This is a genomic window from Streptomyces spinoverrucosus (genome assembly GCF_006539505.1).
Lineage (GTDB): Bacteria > Actinomycetota > Actinomycetes > Streptomycetales > Streptomycetaceae > Streptomyces > Streptomyces spinoverrucosus.
Genome location: NZ_BJND01000007.1, coordinates 369990 through 388737, shown reverse-complemented (window position 1 = coordinate 388737; position 18748 = coordinate 369990). Strand labels below are relative to the sequence as shown.

Sequence of the window (18748 nt, the reverse complement as noted above, 5' to 3'; positions counted from 1 at the left end):
AAAGGTGCTGTTCGAGCACTCGCGCGAGACCCTCGCGCCGTACAAGCGCATCCGCCGACTGGAGTTCGCAGACCTCCCGAAGACCGTCTCCGGCAAGATCCGCCGTATCGAACTGCGCGAGGCCACGGCAGCGGGGTCGGCGAGTGAGTACCGCGAGGAGGACTTCCGCTGAGAGATCCGTAGACCGCCGTACGTCCCCTCAGACGAGGGTGGCGTGCAGGGCGTCGGCGGGCTGGTTCACCGGGCGCGGGGTGCCGGTGGGGTCGTCCACGACGAACAGCGGGACGCCGAGGGCGTCGGCGCGGGCGCGGGCCTCGGTGGCGTACCCGGTCAGTGAGAAGTACACGCAGCGCGCGGACTCCGACATGGCCGTCAGCCACAGGCACTCCACGTCCCGCAGGGTCGCAGGGCGCGCGGACGGGTCGACCTGGGCGAGCAGGCCGCGGGCGGCGAGCCCTATCCCGGACGGGGGCCGCTGGTCGGCGCGGCGCAGGTCGCGGTGGCCGAGGCGGTGGAGGTAGAGGGCGGCGGCCGTGACGGCGTCGAGGGCGGTGCGTACGCCGACCGGTTGCCGGTGGCCGGTGCCGGGTCTCGCCACCGGGATGCTCAGCACCGTCCCGCAGGGGCAGCCCAGCTCCGGGCGCGGCCACTGGTTGCGCCGGCCGCAGGAGGCGCAGCGCACGGGGACCCATTCCTCGTCCCAGCTGCGGTGCGTGACGGCCTGCGGCGCGGCCTGCCTGTCCAGCGGCGGACCGGCGGGGGCGCCGCAGGCGCAGGGGTACGACGGGGCGGTGTAGAGGTGCTCGCGCCGACAGGCCGGGCAGCGCACGGGCAGGCTCTCGGGCATGGCCACATCGTGCTCCTCCCGCCCCCTGCCTGTCCGTCCCTTGACGGCATTTGGCACCCGCGCTTACATTGCTTCCAGATCGTAGAAGTTACTTTCCGCTATACGGAAGTGCTCACCGGCGGGGCGCGACGGGAGTACGCACCGACAGCCGAAGCAGGAGTACTCAATGGCTCGTATGACCGCTGCCCGCGCGGCAGTCGAGATCCTCAAGCGCGAGGGCGTCACGGACGCGTTCGGTGTGCCGGGCGCGGCGATCAACCCGTTCTACGCGGCACTCAAGGCGTCCGGCGGCATCAGCCACACCCTCGCCCGCCATGTCGAGGGCGCCTCGCACATGGCCGAGGGCTACACCCGCACCCACCCCGGCAACATCGGCGTGTGCATCGGCACCTCCGGACCGGCCGGCACCGACATGATCACCGGCCTGTACTCCGCGACCGGCGACTCCATCCCGATCCTGTGCATCACCGGCCAGGCCCCGACCGCGGTGATCCACAAGGAGGACTTCCAGGCCGTCGACATCGCCTCGATCGCCAAGCCGGTCACGAAGATGGCGGTCACCGTCCTGGAGGCCGCGCAGGTCCCCGGCGTCTTCCAGCAGGCCTTCCACCTGATGCGCTCCGGCCGCCCCGGTCCCGTCCTGATCGACCTGCCGATCGACGTCCAGCTCACCGAGATCGAGTTCGACCCGGAGACGTACGAGCCGCTGCCGGTCTACAAGCCGGCCGCCACCCGCGCTCAGATCGAGAAGGCGATCGGGATGCTGAACGCCTCCGAGCGCCCGCTGATCGTGGCGGGCGGCGGCATCATCAACGCCGACGCCGCCGAACTCCTCGTGGAGTTCGCCGAGCTGACGGGCACTCCGGTCGTGCCGACCCTGATGGGCTGGGGCGTCATCCCCGACGACCACGAGCTGAACGCCGGCATGGTGGGCCTGCAGACCTCGCACCGCTACGGCAACGCGACCTTCCTGGAGTCCGACTTCGTCCTCGGCATCGGCAACCGCTGGGCCAATCGCCACACCGGCAAGCTCGACGTCTACACGGCCGGCCGGACGTTCGTGCACGTCGACATCGAGCCGACCCAGATCGGCAAGATCTTCGCGCCCGACTACGGCATCGCCTCCGACGCCAAGGCCGCGCTGGAGCTGTTCGTCGAGGTGGCCCGGGAGCTGAAGGCGGCCGGCCGGCTGCCCGACCGCTCCGAGTGGGCCGCGTCCGCGCAGGAGAAGAAGGCGACCCTCCAGCGCCGTACGCACTTCGACAACATCCCCATCAAGCCGCAGCGCGTCTACGAGGAGATGAACAAGGCCTTCGGCCCGGAGACGCGCTACGTCACCACCATCGGCCTCTCGCAGATCGCCGGCGCCCAGATGCTGCACGTCTACCGCCCGCGCCACTGGATCAACTGCGGCCAGGCGGGCCCCCTCGGCTGGACCATCCCGGCCGCGCTGGGCGTCGCCAAGGCCGACCCGGAGGCGTCCGTGGTCGCGCTCTCCGGCGACTACGACTTCCAGTTCATGATCGAGGAACTGGCGGTCGGCGCGCAGCACCGGATCCCGTACGTCCACGTCCTGGTGAACAACTCCTACCTGGGCCTGATCCGGCAGGCGCAGCGGGCCTTCGAGATCGACTTCCAGGTCAACCTGGAGTTCGAGAACCTCAACTCGCCCGAGCTCGGCGTCTACGGCGTCGACCACGTCAAGGTCGCCGAGGGCCTCGGCTGCAAGGCGATCCGGGTGACCGACCCGGGCGAGCTGGGCGCGGCCTTCGAACAGGCCAAGAAGCTCGCCGCCGAGTTCCGGGTGCCGGTGGTCGTCGAGGCGATCCTGGAGCGGATCACCAATATCTCCATGTCCGGCACCAACGACATCAGCAACGTGGTGGAGTTCGAGGAACTCGCGACGGAGCCCGGGCACGCGCCGACGTCCATCAAGACGTTGAAGGTCTGAGGCGGCATACGGCAGTTGGGGGCGGCTCACCCGAGGGGTGGGCCGCCCTTCGCCGTGCCCGGTTCAGTCGCTCGGTCGCTCGGTAGCTCAGTCGCCGCCTCCGCCTCCGCCACCGCCCCCGCCGCACCCGTACCCGCCGCCTCCGTAGTGGTGCCCGCCGGACGTGCCGTCGCCGTGCTGCCCGGTCTCTTCCTCGGCACCGAAGGTCCGGCGCAAGTCGTTGCCCCGGCCGAACGGGAAGCGCCCCTGGTCCGCGAGGGCGCCGCGGCCGGTGAGCCCGGAGGCACGGGTGAAGTGCGGTACGAGCGCCATCAGGGCCCGGTCGCCGTGGAGCGCGACCGCGTACAGCATCTCCTCGTCGGTGAGGCCGTCCGGGCCGGTGGGGAGCGGGTGCCGGGAGCGCAGGGCGGCGAGGTGACGGCGTGCCGTGCGGGTCGGGCCGGGCAGCGCCGGGCGCAGCAGCCCGGCCGCGATGAGCCTGCGGCGCATTCGGGCGAGGGCGAGGCGGACGGCCGAGCGGCTGGGCAACTCCCGTATGCCGGCGGGCCGGTAGAGGCCGACGCGTACCGCCTTCTCCAGCGGGTGGTCGGGCGCGGGGAAGGCGGCTGCCTTCCGCAGCGTCCCCGGCTTCCCGGCCTCTACCAGGCCCCGCAGATGCAGACCGAGCACGGCGACCCTGATGGCGGCCCTGGGGCCACCCCGCAGAAAGGCGATCTCGTGCGGCTCCGGCCACCCCGTCGCCGTCGTTTCGTCGCTCATCACCGTCAACCCCCGTCACCTGGGGGCCCGCCGCCCCCGTGCCGGCGGGCCCGGTGTGTGAGGGGTATGTGCCCGCGTCGGGGGGCGCTCGAAGCATGAAGGGCGGGTTCAGTGGTTGATTTGGTGGTGTTCCGACAGCCCGGGCCAGTCGTCCGGTCCGCCGCCCTGCCACTCGATGAGGTCGCTCTCCTCGACCTCGATCGTGTCGAGGTCGGCCAGCCGCAGAATCTCGACGACATCGTCCAGATGCGTGGCGATGCCGAGGGTCTCGTCCCCGGCGGTGACCCTGCGGGAGCCGTCGAGGGCCGGGGGGTGGACTACGACATGCGGGGGCTGTGTGGGGTGTGCCATGCCTTCAGGGTGCTGCGACGACGACGCATCCGCACCTCAGCCGTTGGCATGGCGAAGGGCGCCGGGAAGTGAGGGTTCTTCCCGGCGCCCTGGTCGTTGTGGCCGTCCGGCGGTGCGAGGCTGGGCGCGTCAGGACATTCGCGCCGCCGGACGGAGTCGGACGTGGCTGGGACCGCGGCGGCCAGCGACGGCTCCGGGTTCCTTCCCTCAGGTCGAAGAAGGAGCCTCGGGACCTTCACCACCGCACTGGCTCGCACGCCGCCGCGGTCCTCGCCGTGCCCGCCGTACCACCGGGCGACCACCCCTCATCCGGGTCGCCGGTGGCATGGCGGGCCGTGCGTCCGGAGTCCTGACCTCCCGTCAGAGTCCGGACGCAGCCCGTGGGTTCAGTCCTCGCGCAGGGCGCGGACCGCGTCCTCCACGCGCTTGCCGTACTCGGGGTCGGCGGCGTGGAAGTGGGCCAGGTTCTTCTCGATCACGTCGTCGCGGGAGACCTGTGAGAGGCCGCCGGCGATGTTCGCGATCAGGCGGGACTTCTCCTCGGCGGACATCAGGCGGTACAGCTCGCCCGCCTGGAAGAAGTCGTCGTCCTTGGTGTGGAGGGGGGCCTCGTGGGTGCCCGTGTGGCCCGTCACCGCCAGCGGGGCCGACAGGGGGCGGCCGGTCTCCACCGGGCCGTCGTAGGAGTTCGGCTCGTAGTTCTTGGCGTGCCGGCCCTGGGCGTTGGTGGCCATGAAGCCGTCCCGGCCGTAGTTGTTCACCACCGTCGCCTTCGGGGCGTTGACCGCGAGCTGCGTGTGGTTGACGCCCAGGCGGTAGCGGTGCGCGTCCGCGTAGGCGAACAGGCGGCCCTGGAGCATCTTGTCGGGGGACGGACCGATGCCCGGCACGAAGTTGTTCGGGGAGAACGCGGCCTGCTCGACCTCGGCGAAGACGTTGTCCGGGTTGCGGTCCAGGACGAGGCGGCCCACGCGCCGCAGCGGGTAGTCCTTGTGCGGCCAGACCTTGGTCAGGTCGAACGGGTTGAAGCGGTAGTCCGCGGCCTCCGCCGCTGGCATCAACTGCACATACAGCGTCCAGGACGGGTTGACGCCCCTCTCGATGGCCTGAAGCAGGTCCGTCTGGTGCGAGTTGGGGTCCTTGCCCGCGATCTCGGCGGCCTGCTCGCTGCTCAGGCAGCGGATGCCCTGGTTGGTCTTGAAGTGGTACTTGACGAAGAAGGCCTCGCCGTCGGCGTTCGTCCACTGGTAGGTGTGCGAGCCGTAGCCGTTCATGTGGCGGTACGACGCCGGGATGCCGCGGTCGCCCATCAGCCAGGTCACCTGGTGCGTGGCCTCCGGGGCGTGCGCCCAGAAGTCCCAGACGTTGTCCGGCTCCTGGCGCCCGGTGAACGGGTCGCGCTTCTGCGAGTGGATGAAGTCCGGGAACTTGATCGGGTCCTTGATGAAGAACACCGGCGTGTTGTTCCCGACGAGGTCGTAATTGCCCTCTTCGGTGTAGAACTTGACCGCGAAGCCGCGCGGGTCGCGCACCGCGTCCGCACCGCCGAGGCTGTCGGCCACGGTCGAGAAGCGCAGGAACACCTCGGTGCGCTTGCCGACGGTGTTCAGGAAGTCGGCGTACGTGAAGCCGGTGACGTCGTCGGTCACCTCGAAGTAGCCGTACGCGCCGGAGCCGCGGGCGTGCACCACGCGCTCCGGGATGCGCTCGCGGTTGAAGCGCGCCAGCTTCTCCAGCAGATGCTGGTCCTGGAGCAGGAGCGGACCGCCGACACCGGCGGAGGCGGAGTTCTGGTTGTCGGCGACCGGGGCGCCGGACTCGGTGGTGAGCACGCGCTTCGACATGGTGACCTTCCGTACGAGGGGCAGCGGAAAACCAATTCCACTTCGTGGAGCATCCGCTTTGTGGAGCCTAGGTTCGGGGCGATCGCGACGTCAACAGTTTGTTGAAGCCGAGTGGGGTCGAGGGTGGTTCCGGGCGGCGCCACCGCCTGGGCGCGACAGGACAGGTGTCAGCGGCGGCGCCGCCCGGAAGTCTCGAAAGCGGTCAGACCTGGGCGCCGGACAGGCGCTCCACGGACCGCAGCAGGGCCGAGTGGTCCAGGCCCCCGTCGCCCTGTGCGCGCAGGGAGGCCACCAGCTGGGCGACCACGGCGCCGACCGGCAGTGCCGCGCCGACGTTACGGGCCGCGTCGGTGACGATGCCCATGTCCTTGTGGTGCAGGTCGATCCGGAAGCCCGGCTTGAAGTCCCGGTTCAGGAAGTTGTCCTTCTTGCGGGTCAGCACGGTGGAGCCCGCGAGACCGCCGTTGAGGACGTCGAGGGCCGCCTTCAGGTCCACGCCGGACTTCTCCAGGAAGACCACGGCCTCGGCGCACGCCTGGATGTTCACGGCGACGATCAGCTGGTTGGCGGCCTTCACGGTCTGGCCGGAGCCGTGCGGGCCGCACAGCACGATGGTCTTGCCCAGCGCCTCGAAGATCGGCTTCGCCTGGTCGAAGTCGGCCTGCTCACCGCCGACCATGATGGACAGCACGGCCTCGATGGCACCGGCCTCACCGCCGGACACCGGCGCGTCCAGCACCCGGATGCCCTTGTCGCGGGCGGCGGCGGCCAGGTCGACGGAGGTCTGCGGCGTGATCGAGGACATGTCGATCAGCAGCGCGCCGGACCTGGCGTTCTCCAGGATGCCGTCCGGGCCGTACGCGATGGCCTCGACCTGCGGCGACGCGGGCACCATCGTGATGATCACGTCGGCGTCGCGCACGGCCTCGGCGATGGAGGCGGCGGCGGTGCCGCCCGCGGCGGTCAGCCGGTCCAGCTTCTCCCGCTCCAGGGTGTAGCCGGTGACCTCGTAACCCGCCTTGATCAGGTTCTCGGACATGGGGGAGCCCATGATGCCGAGGCCGATCCACGCGATCTTGGGAAGTGCGTTGCTCATGATTGGGGGTGCCTTTCGGTGCGGGGGTCAGCGGGACAGCCAGTCGAAGGCCTCGGCGCTCGGGCGGTCGCCCGGCTTGTACTCGAGGCCGACCCAGCCGTCGTAACCCGCCTTCTTCAGCTGGTCGAGGAGGTCTTCGAGGGGCAGCGAGCCCGTGCCCGGGGCGCCGCGGCCCGGGTTGTCGGCGATCTGCACGTGGCCGGTCTTCGCCGTGTACCGCTCGATCACCTGCGGCAGGTCCTCGCCGTTCATCGACAGGTGGTAGAGGTCCATCAGGAACCGTGCGTTGCCGAGGCCGGTCGCCTGGTTGACCTTGTCGACGATGCCGATCGCGGCCGGTGCCGACACCAGCGGGTACAGCGGCGACTCGGGCTGGTTGAGGGCCTCGATCAGCAGGATCGCGCCGATCCGGTCGGCGGCGCGGGCGGCGAGGACCAGGTTGTCCAGCGCGAGCGCGTCCTGCTCGGCCGGGTCGACGCCCTCGACGCGGTTGCCGTAGAGCGCGTTGAGCGCCTTGCAGCCGAGGGAGGCGGCGAAGCCGGCGGCCACGTCGATGTTCGCGCGGAACCGCTCCGACTCCTCGCCGGGCACCGACAGGGCGCCGCGGTCCGGGCCGGGGAGCTGTCCGGCGTAGAAGTTCAGGCCGGTGAGCTGGACGCCCGCGGCCTCGATCGCCTGCTTCAGGGCGTCCAGCTCGGACTGCTCGGGGGCGGGGGAGTCGACCCAGGGCCACCACAGCTCGACCGCGGTGAAGCCGGCCGCGGCGGCCGCGGCCGGGCGCTCCAGGAGCGGGAGTTCCGTGAAGAGGATCGACAGGTTGACGTTGAAGCGCTGGTCTGCGAATCCCATCGGGGGTCGGCGCTCCCTTCCTGCTCTGCGCTGCGTTCGGTGTTATTCCGTATTGCGGAAGTTGCTTTCTGCTTAATGGAAGACTGCCCGGGGTGGGTGAGGGCTGTCAAGAGCGGCCGACAAAAAAGCGCCCCCGCGCGCGTGGCGCGGGGGCGCTGGGGAGACGGTGGCTCAGAGTGCGTCGACGGCGCTCACCTTCCAGCCCTCGGACGTGCGGGTCATCGTCATCCGCACCCGGTTCAGGTCCATGCGGGATCCGGTGACCTGGGTGCTCGTGGTGACCTGGTTGACGAAGAGCAGCACCACGGCGCCGTCCGCCGAGGCCGACACGACGGAGGCCGCCGGGACGCCGCCGTCGGTCGGCGCGGCGACGGTCGCCTTCACCACGCCGTCGTACTTCTTCGCCGTGGGTCCGACCACGGTCTGCGTGGTCTTCTGGTACTCGTCGCGGAACTTCCCCGTGATATGGGCGCGCGCCGCGGCGAAGTCCCGGTCCAGGTGGCGGTAGTCGTACGACAGCACGACGGGCGCCGCCTTGCGCGCGGCCGCGAGCGCCTCCGCCCGCGCCTGGTCGGCCCGCGCGCCGTCCCGGTAGTGCGTCGCGAGTACGGCGACGGCGACCAGGCTCGCCACGAGCAGGACGGACAGGAGCGCGGCCCACACCCCTCGCCGGGAGTGCCGCACGTCCGTCTCCTGCGGGGTGTCCTCCGCGAAGTCCTCGGGCGACGGCTCCGGCGGGTCGTCCCAGCCGTCCGGCGGTTCGATGACGACAGTGCGCCCGGCAGGCGGCGCCTTGACCGCAGGGCCCCGCTCCGTGCGCTCGGCCACGGCAGTGGCAGGGCTCCGCTCCGCCCGCTTGGCCGCGGCGCGGGCCGCCGCCGTCATCGTGCGCCGGGCCGGGGTTGCGGAGCCGCGTCCTCGGGTGGTGGGTTTCGCCACGGTCTTCCTCCTCACTGGATCGGGTCAGCCCACGAACTCGACGTCCGAGGTCAGCCAGCGGCCGTCCTCCTGGACCAGGTCGAGTTGCAGCCGGTAGGTGCGCGCCTCCCCCTTGGGCACGGCGGTGTTGGTCACCTTGCTGTCGGCCACCACGAGCACGCGGGCCGAGCGCTCGTCGGAGCGGACGATGCCCGCGTCGAGGACCTGACCCTCGGACACGGACTTGTTCTGCTTGACGAGATCGGTCAGGTCCTTGGTCCGCGCGGCGAACTCCTTCTTGAAGTCACCGGTCGAGCCCTTGAGCACGTTGGCGCTGTCCCGGTCGTAACGCCGGTAGTCGAGCGAGGTGAAGTTCAGCGCCGACTGGCGGGCCGCCGCCAGGATGTCCTGGCGGCGCTGTTCCGCCGCGCGCTGCTCGTAGAGCCCGAAGCTCAGCCAGAGCGCCGACGCGGTACTGAGGACGGTCGCCATGACGAGCCCCACCGACACGGCCCTTGAGCTTCCGGCCCGGGTCAGCAGGCTCCGGGTTGCCTGGAACACCATCCCGCTCATGCCATTGGGCCGACGAGCAGCCATTGCCACGACTCCTTTCCGAAGACGGTCTGCTGGCCGCCCGTCGAGCCGATCTCGACGGGCGTTCCGTCCGGGCCGGTGAAGCTGCCGGTCTCCGGGTCGTACGGCGTCACGTACGCCGTCCGGTCGGCGCCCCCGGCGCCGGTCGACGCGCCGGGGGCGTTCTGTGCGCCGCGCACCGAGGTGGCGCTGCCCCGCGGGGCGGTGCAGCGCGCGCCGGTGTTCGGCTCGCGTGTGCTGGTGTCGGCCGGGTCGCGCTGGGCGGTGCCGCCGTAGCCCTCGGTGCAGGCGGGCGGGTGGTCGGCGTTCGTCACCAGGCCGAAGTGGGTGGTGCCGTCGCCGGGTACGACGGTGTAGCTGCCCGCGACCACCACCGGGAAGGTGACCAGGGCCTGCTCCACGCCCGGCAGCCGGGCGAGCGTGACCTGTCCGCCACTGATCAGGTTGGCCAGCAGCACCGACAGCCGCGGCTCGATCGACTTCAGCAGTGAGTTGAGCTCTACGGCGGCCGGTTTCGCGTTGCCGATGAGCCTTCGCAGGTCCCCGTCGCTCGATTTCAACTCCTCGGTGAGCAGCGCCAGGTCACGCGAGAACGCCTTGATGGACGAGCCCTGGTCGGTCTGTGTCTTAAGGACCTTCCGGGAGTCCTCGATCAGCGCGATCGTCTCGGGCAGCGACTCGGACGCCGTCTCGACGAGCGCGTTGCCCGAGTCGACGAGCCTGCTCAGGTGCGGGCCGGTACCGGCGAAGGCCTTGCCCAGCTCGTCGACGGTGACCCGCAGATCGTCCTTGCCGACCGAATTGACCAGCCGGTCGAGGCTGAGCACGAGATCGGTGGTGGGCAGCGGAACGCGCGTGCTGTCACGCGGAATCGTGCTGCCGTCCAGCAGGTACGGCCCGCCGGACCCGCGCGGCTGGAGGTCGACGTACTGCTCGCCCACCGCTGAACGGTTCGCCACCACGGCAAGCGTGTCCGCCGGGATGCGCGGCGCCCCGTCCTCGATGTCCAGCGCGACCGAGACCCCACCGGCACCGGTCAGCCGCAGCGCCCCGACCCGCCCCACCGGCACCCCGCGGTAGGTGACCTCGGCGCCGGTGAAGATGCCGCCGGAGTCGGCGAAGTCGGCCTGCACGGTGTAGCCGCGGTCGAGCACGCTGTCCACGAGGCCGGTGTACTCGGCGCCGACGTACGACACACCGACGGCGGTGACGGTGGCGAAGGCGATCAGCTGGGCCTTGACCGTACGTGTGATCACGGCTGTATCCCCTTCAACAGCAATTCCGCGAGCGCCAGGTCGATGCCCGGCGGCAGGTCCTGGTCGGTGCCGTGCGCGGCCGTGCACACCGGCGGGCACAGCACGTCCCCGGACGGGGCCGAGGGGGCGGCCGGCGCCTCGGGAACCCCGGGTGTGGGCGTCGGGACGGTCGGCAGGTCGGGAACACCGGGGACATCCGGCACGTCGGGCAGATCCGGAAGGCCGGGTGTCTCGGGAGTGCCGCCCCCGTCCCCGTCGCCGTCCTCCGGTTCGTCCGTCAGGTTGCCGTAGAGGCTCGCGAAATCGAGGTCCGCGGTGACGCTCAGGTTCACGTAGTCACCCTTGATGGCGTCCACCGCGTTGCGCGGGAAGGGGTAAGTGGTCAGCAGCTCAAGGGAGTTGGGCAGGTCGTCGCCCGCCTTGTTCAGTTGCTTCAGGATCGGGCGGAGCTGGTTGAGGTTGGCGATGGTGTCGTCCCGGGAGGCCTTGATCACCTTTGTGCCGGTGGTGCCGAGCTTCGACAGGGCGGTGAGCATCCTCGTCAGGTCGCGCCGCTGGTCGGCGAGCACCTTCAGCGCGGGCGGCATCGTGTCGACGGCCGTGGCGATCGTCTTCTTCTCCTTCCCGAGCCGCCCCGCGAGCCGGTCGACGGCCTCGATCGCGCGGACGATGTCCCGGCGCTGGTCGTCCAGGCCGCCGAGGAACGTGTCCAGTTCCCCGAGCAGGGACTTGACCCGGTTCTCGCGCCCTGCCAGGGCCTTGTTCAGCTCCACGGTGATCGTCTTGAGCTGGGCCACGCCACCGCCGTTGAGCAGCGCGGACAGGGCGGACAGCACCTCCTCGATCTCCGGGTTGCGACCGCTGCGGCTGAGCGGGACGCGGTCGCCGTCGCGCAGCCGGCCCACGGGCGCCGTGCCGGGCGGGGCGGACAGGGCGACGTACTTCTCGCCGAGCATGCTGGTCTGCCTCAGCTCGGCGACCGCGTTGGCGGGCAGCTTCACCGAGTCGGCGATCCGCAGCCGTACACGCGCGTGCCAGCCGTCCAGCTCGACCTTCTCGACCGCGCCCACGGTCACGTTGTTGACCTTCACCGCCGACTGCGGGACCAGATCGAGGACGTCGCGGAACTCGACGGTGACGCGGTACGCCCGGCCGTCCGCGGCGGCGCCGCCGGGCAGCTCGACGTCGTACCAGCCGTTGAACTCGCAGCCGGTCAGCAGCAGCGAACCGACCGCCACCCACGCGCATCTGCGCAGCCCGCTCATGCGTCGCCCTCCAGGATGCCGCCGAGCGTCCGGTCGACCGTGCCCGTGCCCGGCACTGCGGGCGCGGTCGGCACCTCGGGCAGGGAGTCGAAGAGCTTCTCCAGCTCCGCGCAGTCGGCCCGCTCGCCGGTGGTGCGCAGCACGGAGCACAGCAGGGCGGCCGGATCCTGCGGGTGCTGCGGATTGTTGCGGGTGTCGAGGGTGCCGGAGGAGGCGTTGTAGGCGTTCTGGAGGTTCGACAGACCCGTGGGCGCGACCTCCAGCAGCTCCTCCAGGGCCGCCCGTTGGGCGACGAGAACCTTGGTCACCTTGCTGAGGCCCTTCACGTTCGAGGTCAGCGACTTCTTGTTGTTCTTCACGAACGCGGAGATGTCGCCGAGGGCGGTGCCGAGGTTGCGCAGCGCCGCCGCGAGGTCCTTGCGCTCCCCGGCGAGCTGCTCCGCCACCTGGGCGAGGCTGGTGTTGAACGACCGCACGCTCTTGTCGTCGGCCGCCAGCGCCGCCGTGAACACCTGAAGGTTCTGCACGGTCCCGAACAGGTCGCCGCGCCCGTCGGACAGCGTGGTGACCGCCTCCGAGAGGTCCTTCACCATCTGGTGGATGTTCTCGCCCTGCCCGTCGAGGTTCTGCGCGCTCACCCCGAGCAGCCGGGACAGCGAGCCGTCCTGGTTGGCGCCCTCGGGGCCGAGTGCCTCGGCGGTGGTGTGCAGGCTGTCGAAGATCCGGTCCAGCTCGACCGGCACGGCCGTGCGCGACTCGGGGATGACGGCACCGTCCCGGAGCACCGGACCCTCGCGGTACACCGGCAGCAGCTGCACATAACGGTCGCTGACCACCGAGGAGTTGATGATCGCGGCCTGCGCGTCGGCGGGAATCCTGCGCGCCGCGTCGTACTCCAGCTCCACCCGCACCCGGCCGCCCTCCGGGGTGATGGCCTTCACCTCGCCGACGCGGACGCCGAGGACCCGGACGTCCGAGCCGGGGTAGATGCCGACGGTGCGCGGGAAGTAGGCGGTGACCCGCGCCTTCTCGGTGCGCGGCCACAGGACGAAGGCGAGCCCGGCGACCAGGGCCAGCACGACGAGCAGCGCCAGACGTTTCCTCATCGCGAACCTCCCGTGCCCGGCGCCACCGGGGCGGCGACCAGGTTCTGGACGTAGGAGTCGAACCAGCGGCCGTTGCCGAGGGTGTTGGTGAAGACCCGGACGTAGGGCGCGAGCAGCTTGACGCTGCGGTCCAGGCTCGACTGGTTGCGCTCCAGCATCTGCACCACCTGGTTCAGGCCCTTCAGCGCGGGCCCGATCTCCTTCTCGTTGTCCTCGACCAGGCCGGACAGCTCGACGCCGAGCGCCGCGGAGGTCGTCAGCAGCTTGTGGATGGCCTCACGCCGCCTGCTGATCTCCTTGAACAGCTTGTCGCCGTCCTCGACCAGGGCCGTGAAGTCCGAGGAGCGCTCGGCCAGGACGCCGGTGACCCCGTTGGCATGGTCGAGGAGTTCGCGCAGCGCCTTGTCGCGGGAGGCGACCGTCCGGGAGATCTTCGACAGGCCCTTGATGGACGCCTGCACCTCGGCGGGGGAGTCCTGGAACGTGGTGGAGATGGTGTCCAGGGCGGCCGCCAGCCGTTCGGTGTCGACCTCCTCCGTCGTGGTCGTCAGATCGCTGAACGCCTGCACGACGTCGTACGCCGGGACGGTCCGCTTCAGCGGGATCTCACTGCCGGGCGCCAACTGCCCGGCACCCTTGGGGTGCAGGGCCAGGTACTTGGCGCCGAGGATCGTCTTCACCCGGATCGACGCCCCGGTCGCGGAGCCGAACTCCGGGTCACCCTTGATCTTGAAGGTGACCTTGACGTGGTCGCCGTCCAGGTCGACCTCCTGCACCTTGCCGACCTTGACCCCGGCGATCCGCACCTCGTCCCCGGGCTTGAGCCCGCCCGCCTCCGCGAAGGCGGCGCTGTACGTCTCGCCGTCACCGATCACCGGCAGGGAGTCGGCGTTGAACGCGGCCACCGTGAGCAGCGCGAGCGTGGTGAGACCGACGGCGCCGATCATGACGGGGTTGCGCTCACGGAAGGGGGTCAGGCGCGGTCGCCTGATGCGCGGTCGGCGTCCGATGCGCGGGAACCGGACGCGCGGCAGCTTCGGCCACTCGACGCGCACCTTGACCAGGGGCTCGGGACGCGCCGCGCGCTTCGGTCGCAGCCGGATGCTCATGCCGCGCACCTCGCCCTCGCCACCTGGAGCTGAGGCGTGATCACCTCACGGGTCTTCGGCAGCACGATCCGGCCGTCGAAGTCGCAGAGGTAGAAGTTGAACCACGAGCCGTAGGACGCCGTCCCCGTCAGCTCGCTCAGCTTGTTCGGCAGCCGCTTCAGCACGCCCTCCACGGTCTTCTCGTTCCTGTTCAGCGTCCCGGTGAGCTCGGTCAGCTCGGCGATGTCGTCCTTCAGCGGCGGACGGGCGTCCGCGAGCAGGCCCGACGTGGCCTCCGTCAGGTCGCCGATGCTCACCAGCGACTCGCCGATCGGCTTGCGGTCGGCGGACAGCCCCGAGATCACCCGGCGCAGCTGCTTGAGCAGCCCGGAGAACCGGGCGCCGCGCTCGTCGAGCGTCTCCAGCACGGTGTTGAGGTTGTCGATCACGGAGCCGATCAGCTGGTCCCGGTCGGCGAGCGTGGTGGTGAGCGATGCCGTGTGCGCCAGCAGGCTGTTGACCGTGCCGCCCTCGCCCTGGAGCGTCTTGATGATCTCGGTGGCCAGTTGGTTGACGTCCTTCGGGCTGAGCGCCGCGAACAGCGGCTTGAAGCCGTTCAGCAGCGCGTTGAGGTCCAGCGCCGGCTGGGTCCGCGACAGCGGGATCGTCGCGCCGGGCCGCAGCCGGGTGCCGTCGCCCGCGCCCTCGGTCAGGGCGACGTACCGCTGCCCGACGAGGTTGCGGTAGCGGATGACCGCGCCGGTGCTGGTGAGCAGCGGACGGTCCTCGGTGACGGTGAAGGTGACCTCCGCGCGCGTCCGGTCCTTGATCCGGATCCCCTCGACCTCACCGACCCGCACCCCGGCCACCCGGATGTCGTCGCCTTCCTCCAGGCCGGTGACGTCGCTGAACACCGCCCGGTAGGTGTGCCGGGGAGTGAAGGAGATGTTGACGATGGTGGCGGCGAGCAGGGCCGTCGCCAGGATCGTCACCAGCGCGAAGACACTGAACTTGATCAGCGGCGCCGCGGTCCGGCGCGCATTCGTGCTCATACGACGCTCACCGCCGTTCCCCGCGCCATCGGCCCGAACAGCAGCGTCGCCACCGGCGGCACCTCGTCGGCGGGCACGCCCAGCACGGGCGCGACGAGCGAGCCGATGGCGCGCTGCTCGGCCGGGGTGCCGGACACCTGGGACGAACTCCCCGACGACGTACCGTCGTTCAGCTTGGTGTGCGGCGCGGGCACGCGCGGATTCGGCAGGCCCCGGCAGTTCGGGCCCGACCGCTCGCCGTAGAAGGGCTCCTCACCGGGTTCGTACGCCGGCCGCTGCTGTACGACTTCGAGGGTGATGCGCATCCTGCCGCCCCGGAACGCCTCCTCCGAGGCCTTCTCCTGCCGGACCAGGCCCTCCAGGAGGCAGGGATACTCCGGTGAGTAGCGGGCGAACAGCTCCAGCGTGGGCCGCGAGACCCGGCCCAGGGTGATCAGCCGGTCGCCGGTCGCGGCGAGGAAGCCGTCCGCCGTGCGGGCGGTGGTCGTGGTCGAGGTGAGCGCTGCGGCCAACTGTTCCTTCTTCTCCACCAGCGTGCGGCTGGTCGTGACGGTGTTGCGGAGGATCCGCATCAGGTCGGGCGCCGCGTCGCCGTACACCTCGGCGACGTCCGCGAACCGTGCGATGTCCTCCTTCAGGGACGGCAGATGCGGGTTGAGCCTGCGTAGATACGCCTCCATGCGCGTGAGGTTGTCGCCGATCCGGTCGCCGCGCCCTTCGAGGGCCGTGGCGAACGCGGAGAGCGTGGCGTTGAGCTCGCCGGGCTTCACGGTCCGCAGCAGCGGCAGCAGGTCGTTCATCAGCTGCTGGAGCTCGATGCCGACCCGGGTGCGGTCCTGGGTGATCACGTCCCCGGCGCGGATCGGCCGCGCGGACGAACCGGCGGGCACGACCAGATCGACGTACTTCTCGCCGAACAGCGTCTTCGGCAGCAGCCGCGCGTGCACATCGGCCGGGATGTACGGCACATGCTCCGGCTTGAGCGCGATGTCGAGCGTCGCCTTCGTCCCGTCCGCGCGCACCCCGCGCACCTCGCCGACCAGCAGCCCGCGCAGCTTGACGTCGGCCCGCCGGTCGAGCTGGTTGCCCAGGCTGTCGGCCTCCAGCGTGATCCGCACGACCGGCGTGAACGCCTGCCGGTAGACGGCGACGGACAGGGACAGCAACAGGGCCAGCACGGCGAGGAACACCACGCCGTACACCCGGAGCCTCACTCGGCGCATGCGCATTGCTCTCACCCCGCGATCCTTACGGTCGTGTTGGCGCCCCAGATCGCGAGCGACAGGAAGAAGTCGAGGACGTTGATCGCCACGATCGAGGTGCGCACGCCCCGGCCCACCGCGACGCCGACGCCCGCCGGGCCGCCGCTCGCGTAGTAGCCGTAGAAGCAGTGCACGAGGATGATCACCACGGCGAAGACCAGCACCTTGCCGAAGGACCAGAGCACGTCGACCGGGGGCAGGTACTGCTGGAAGTAGTGGTCGTAGGTGCCGGCCGACTGCCCGTAGTAGCCGGTGGTGATGGTGCGGGCGGCGAGATACGACGACAGCAGCCCGACCACGTACAGCGGGATCACGGCGACGAATCCGGCGATCATCCGGGTGGTCACCAGGAACGGCAGCGAGGGCACGCCCATGACCTCCAGGGCGTCGGTCTCCTCGCTGATCCGCATCGCGCCGAGCTGCGCGGTGAACCCGGCGCCGACCGTCGCGGACAGCGCGAGCCCGGCCACCAGCGGGGCGATCTCCCGGGTGTTGAAGTACGCCGACAGGAACGCCACGAAGTTGGACGTGCCGAGCTGGTTGAGCGCGGCGTAGCCCTGCAGGCCCACCTCCGTGCCGGTGAAGAACGACAGGAAGGCGATCACGCCGACCGTGCCGCCGACGACGGCGAGCGCGCCACGGCCGAAGCTGACCTCGGCGAGGAGGCGCAGGATCTCCTTCTTGTAGCGGCGCAGGGTACGGCCCGTCCAGGCGAGCGAACGGCCGTAGAAGGAGAGTTGGGCGCCCAGGTCCTCAAGGGACTTCAGTGGGCGGTCGAGAAGTCTCATCGCTCAGCCCCTCTGCGGGACGACCTGGAAGTACACCGCGGTCATCACGAAGTTCGTCACGAACAGCAACATGAAGGTGATCACCACCGACTGGTTCACCGCGTCGCCCACACCCTTCGGGCCGCCCTTCGCGGTGAGGCCCTTGTAGGAGGCGACGATCGCGGCGATCGCGCCGAAGACGAGCGCCTTGATCTCGGCCGCCCACAGGTCGGAGAGCTGGGCGAGGGTGGTGAAGGAGGCCAGATACGCGCCGGGTGTGCCGTCCTGGAGGACCACGTTGAAGAAGTAGCCGCCCGCGACGCCGACCACCGACACCAGGCCGTTGAGCAGCACCGCCACCAGCATCGAGGCCAGCACGCGCGGCACGACCAGCCGGTGGATGGGGTCGATGCCCAGCACCTGCATGGCGTCGATCTCCTCGCGGATCTTCCGCGCCCCGAGGTCCGCGCAGATCGCCGTACCGCCCGCCCCCGCGATCAGCAGCGCGGTGACGATCGGCGAGGCCTCGCGCAGTACCGCGAGGACGGAGGCCGCGCCCGAGAACGACTGGGCGCCGAGCTGCCGGGTCAGGCTGCCGATCTGGAGGGCGATGACCGCCCCGAAGGGAATGGAGACGAGGGCGGTCGGCAGGATCGTGACGCTCGCGATGAACCAGGCCTGCTGGATGAACTCCCGCACCTGAAAGGGTCTTTTCGGGACAGTTCGTATGACGTCCAGGGCCATCGCGAACAGGCTTCCGGAGTGGCGCAGCGCACCGACGGGGTTGAGGCTCATGCGCGGGCCACCTCGTCCTCCCGCTCGGCGATGGCCTGCCAGCGGGGTGGTCTGGTGATGCCGGGACTGGGCAGCAGCCGCGGGGTCAGGTGCTGGGGATCGGTGGTGTCGCCGATCTCGGCCAGCTCTTGCTCGACCTGTGCGGCGTCCTTCTCCTCCGCCATGCCGATGGGCCCCTGCATCCGGCCGTTCAGAAACTGCCGTACGACCGGTTCATCGCTGGTCAGGAGCTGGTCGCGAGGCCCGAACATCACCAGCTCGCGGCGGAACAGCAGCCCGATGTTGTCCGGCACCTGGCGGGCCGAGGCGATGTCGTGCGTGACGATCAGGAAGGTCGCGTCGATCTGGGCGTTGAGGTCGACGATGAGCTGGTTGAGGTAGGCGACGCGGACGGGGTCGAGGCCCGAGTCCGGCTCGTCGAAGAGGATGATCTCCGGGTCGAGGACGAGGGCCCGGGCCAGCCCGGCGCGCTTCCGCATCCCGCCGGAGATCTCACCGGGCAGCTTCCCCTCGGCGCCGATGAGCCCGACCATGTCCATCTTCTCCAGCACGATCCGCCGGATCTCGCTCTCCGACTTGCGGGTGTGCTCGCGCAGCGGGAAGGCGATGTTGTCGTAGAGGTTCATCGAGCCGAAGAGCGCGCCGTCCTGGAACAGCACACCGAAGAGCTTGCGCACCTCGTACAGGTCGTGCTCGCGGAGCTTGGTGATGTCCCGGCCCTGGATCGTGATCGAGCCACGCTCCGGCTTCAGCAGTCCGACGAGCGTCTTGAGGAACACCGACTTGCCCGTGCCCGAGGGGCCGAGCATGACCGAGACCTCCCCGGCGGGCAGCGTCAGCGAGACGTCCTGCCAGATGACCTGGTGACCGAAGGACTTGGTCAGCCCTTCCACACAGATCTCGACACCCATCCGGTCCACCCTTCGCCCGTGAAGTCACCCATGGAGC

General features: G+C 70.4%; 18 protein-coding genes and 1 pseudogene. 2 read left to right on the top strand and 17 right to left on the bottom strand.

All coding sequences use genetic code 11. From position 1 onward, the window contains the following. Nucleotides 1–172 (top strand): annotated as a pseudogene (locus SSP24_RS06195) (AMP-dependent synthetase); the annotation flags it as partial. A gap of 27 nt (nt 173–199) precedes the next feature. On the opposite strand, the gene SSP24_RS06190 reads toward SSP24_RS06195, so the two are convergent. Then, nucleotides 200–847: a hypothetical protein gene (locus SSP24_RS06190; protein ID WP_141307743.1), complete on the bottom strand. Its 648-nt coding sequence runs from the start codon at nt 845–847 to the stop codon at nt 200–202. Between the two features lie 166 nt (nt 848–1013). On the opposite strand from SSP24_RS06190, the gene gcl reads away from it, so the two are divergent. Beyond that, entirely contained in the window at nt 1014–2798 is a 1785-nt protein-coding gene (gene gcl / locus SSP24_RS06185; protein ID WP_141307742.1) for a glyoxylate carboligase, read from the top strand. Nucleotides 2799–2885: 87 nt separating this feature from the next. On the opposite strand, the gene SSP24_RS06180 is transcribed toward gcl, so the two are convergent. The 16 genes from SSP24_RS06180 to SSP24_RS06105 form a co-directional block, all read right to left on the bottom strand. Beyond that, nucleotides 2886–3557: a TIGR04222 domain-containing membrane protein gene (locus SSP24_RS06180; protein ID WP_141307741.1), complete on the bottom strand. Its 672-nt coding sequence runs from the start codon at nt 3555–3557 to the stop codon at nt 2886–2888. Nucleotides 3558–3665: 108 nt separating this feature from the next. Continuing rightward, nucleotides 3666–3908 (bottom strand): hypothetical protein, encoded by a 243-nt coding sequence (locus SSP24_RS06175; RefSeq protein WP_141307740.1) that lies wholly within the window; start codon nt 3906–3908, stop codon nt 3666–3668. A 386-nt stretch (nt 3909–4294) separates the two neighbouring features. Next, nucleotides 4295–5752, bottom strand: a complete 1458-nt coding sequence (locus tag SSP24_RS06170) for a catalase (protein WP_141307739.1) — start codon at nt 5750–5752, stop codon at nt 4295–4297. A gap of 202 nt (nt 5753–5954) precedes the next feature. Then, nucleotides 5955–6848, bottom strand: coding sequence for a 2-hydroxy-3-oxopropionate reductase (locus SSP24_RS06165; protein WP_141307738.1), 894 nt, complete (start codon nt 6846–6848; stop codon nt 5955–5957). Between the two features lie 27 nt (nt 6849–6875). Continuing rightward, nucleotides 6876–7697: a TIM barrel protein gene (locus SSP24_RS06160; RefSeq protein WP_141307737.1), complete on the bottom strand. Its 822-nt coding sequence runs from the start codon at nt 7695–7697 to the stop codon at nt 6876–6878. A 171-nt stretch (nt 7698–7868) separates the two neighbouring features. Then, entirely contained in the window at nt 7869–8636 is a 768-nt protein-coding gene (locus SSP24_RS06155; protein WP_141307736.1) for an Rv1363c family protein, read from the bottom strand. Nucleotides 8637–8660: 24 nt separating this feature from the next. Beyond that, the gene (locus SSP24_RS06150) at nt 8661–9212 is read right to left on the bottom strand and encodes an Rv1363c family protein (protein WP_373306629.1); all 552 of its coding nucleotides are present in this window, start codon (nt 9210–9212) and stop codon (nt 8661–8663) included. After that, nucleotides 9185–10465, bottom strand: coding sequence for an MCE family protein (locus tag SSP24_RS06145; RefSeq protein WP_141307735.1), 1281 nt, complete (start codon nt 10463–10465; stop codon nt 9185–9187). Before SSP24_RS06145 ends, SSP24_RS06150 begins: the two co-directional genes overlap by 28 nt. Next, nucleotides 10462–11730 (bottom strand): MCE family protein, encoded by a 1269-nt coding sequence (locus SSP24_RS06140; RefSeq protein ID WP_141307734.1) that lies wholly within the window; start codon nt 11728–11730, stop codon nt 10462–10464. The genes SSP24_RS06145 and SSP24_RS06140 overlap by 4 nt, the downstream gene beginning before the upstream one ends. Beyond that, entirely contained in the window at nt 11727–12836 is a 1110-nt protein-coding gene (locus SSP24_RS06135) for an MCE family protein (protein WP_174864601.1), read from the bottom strand. The genes SSP24_RS06140 and SSP24_RS06135 overlap by 4 nt, the downstream gene beginning before the upstream one ends. Then, nucleotides 12833–13813 carry an MCE family protein gene (locus SSP24_RS06130; protein ID WP_141307774.1) on the bottom strand — a complete coding sequence of 327 codons (981 nt, stop codon included), beginning with the start codon at nt 13811–13813 and terminating at the stop codon, nt 12833–12835. The genes SSP24_RS06135 and SSP24_RS06130 overlap by 4 nt, the downstream gene beginning before the upstream one ends. A 128-nt stretch (nt 13814–13941) precedes the next feature. Further along, nucleotides 13942–14976, bottom strand: coding sequence for an MCE family protein (locus tag SSP24_RS06125; RefSeq protein WP_141307733.1), 1035 nt, complete (start codon nt 14974–14976; stop codon nt 13942–13944). After that, nucleotides 14973–16199, bottom strand: coding sequence for an MCE family protein (locus tag SSP24_RS06120; protein WP_141307773.1), 1227 nt, complete (start codon nt 16197–16199; stop codon nt 14973–14975). The genes SSP24_RS06125 and SSP24_RS06120 overlap by 4 nt, the downstream gene beginning before the upstream one ends. Nucleotides 16200–16210: 11 nt before the next feature. Beyond that, entirely contained in the window at nt 16211–17026 is an 816-nt protein-coding gene (locus SSP24_RS06115; RefSeq protein WP_141307732.1) for an MlaE family ABC transporter permease, read from the bottom strand. A 3-nt stretch (nt 17027–17029) separates the two neighbouring features. Continuing rightward, the gene (locus SSP24_RS06110) at nt 17030–17800 is read right to left on the bottom strand and encodes an MlaE family ABC transporter permease (protein WP_141307731.1); all 771 of its coding nucleotides are present in this window, start codon (nt 17798–17800) and stop codon (nt 17030–17032) included. Then, the gene (locus SSP24_RS06105; RefSeq protein WP_141307730.1) at nt 17797–18711 is read right to left on the bottom strand and encodes an ABC transporter ATP-binding protein; all 915 of its coding nucleotides are present in this window, start codon (nt 18709–18711) and stop codon (nt 17797–17799) included. Before SSP24_RS06105 ends, SSP24_RS06110 begins: the two co-directional genes overlap by 4 nt. Nucleotides 18712–18748 lie beyond the last annotated feature (37 nt).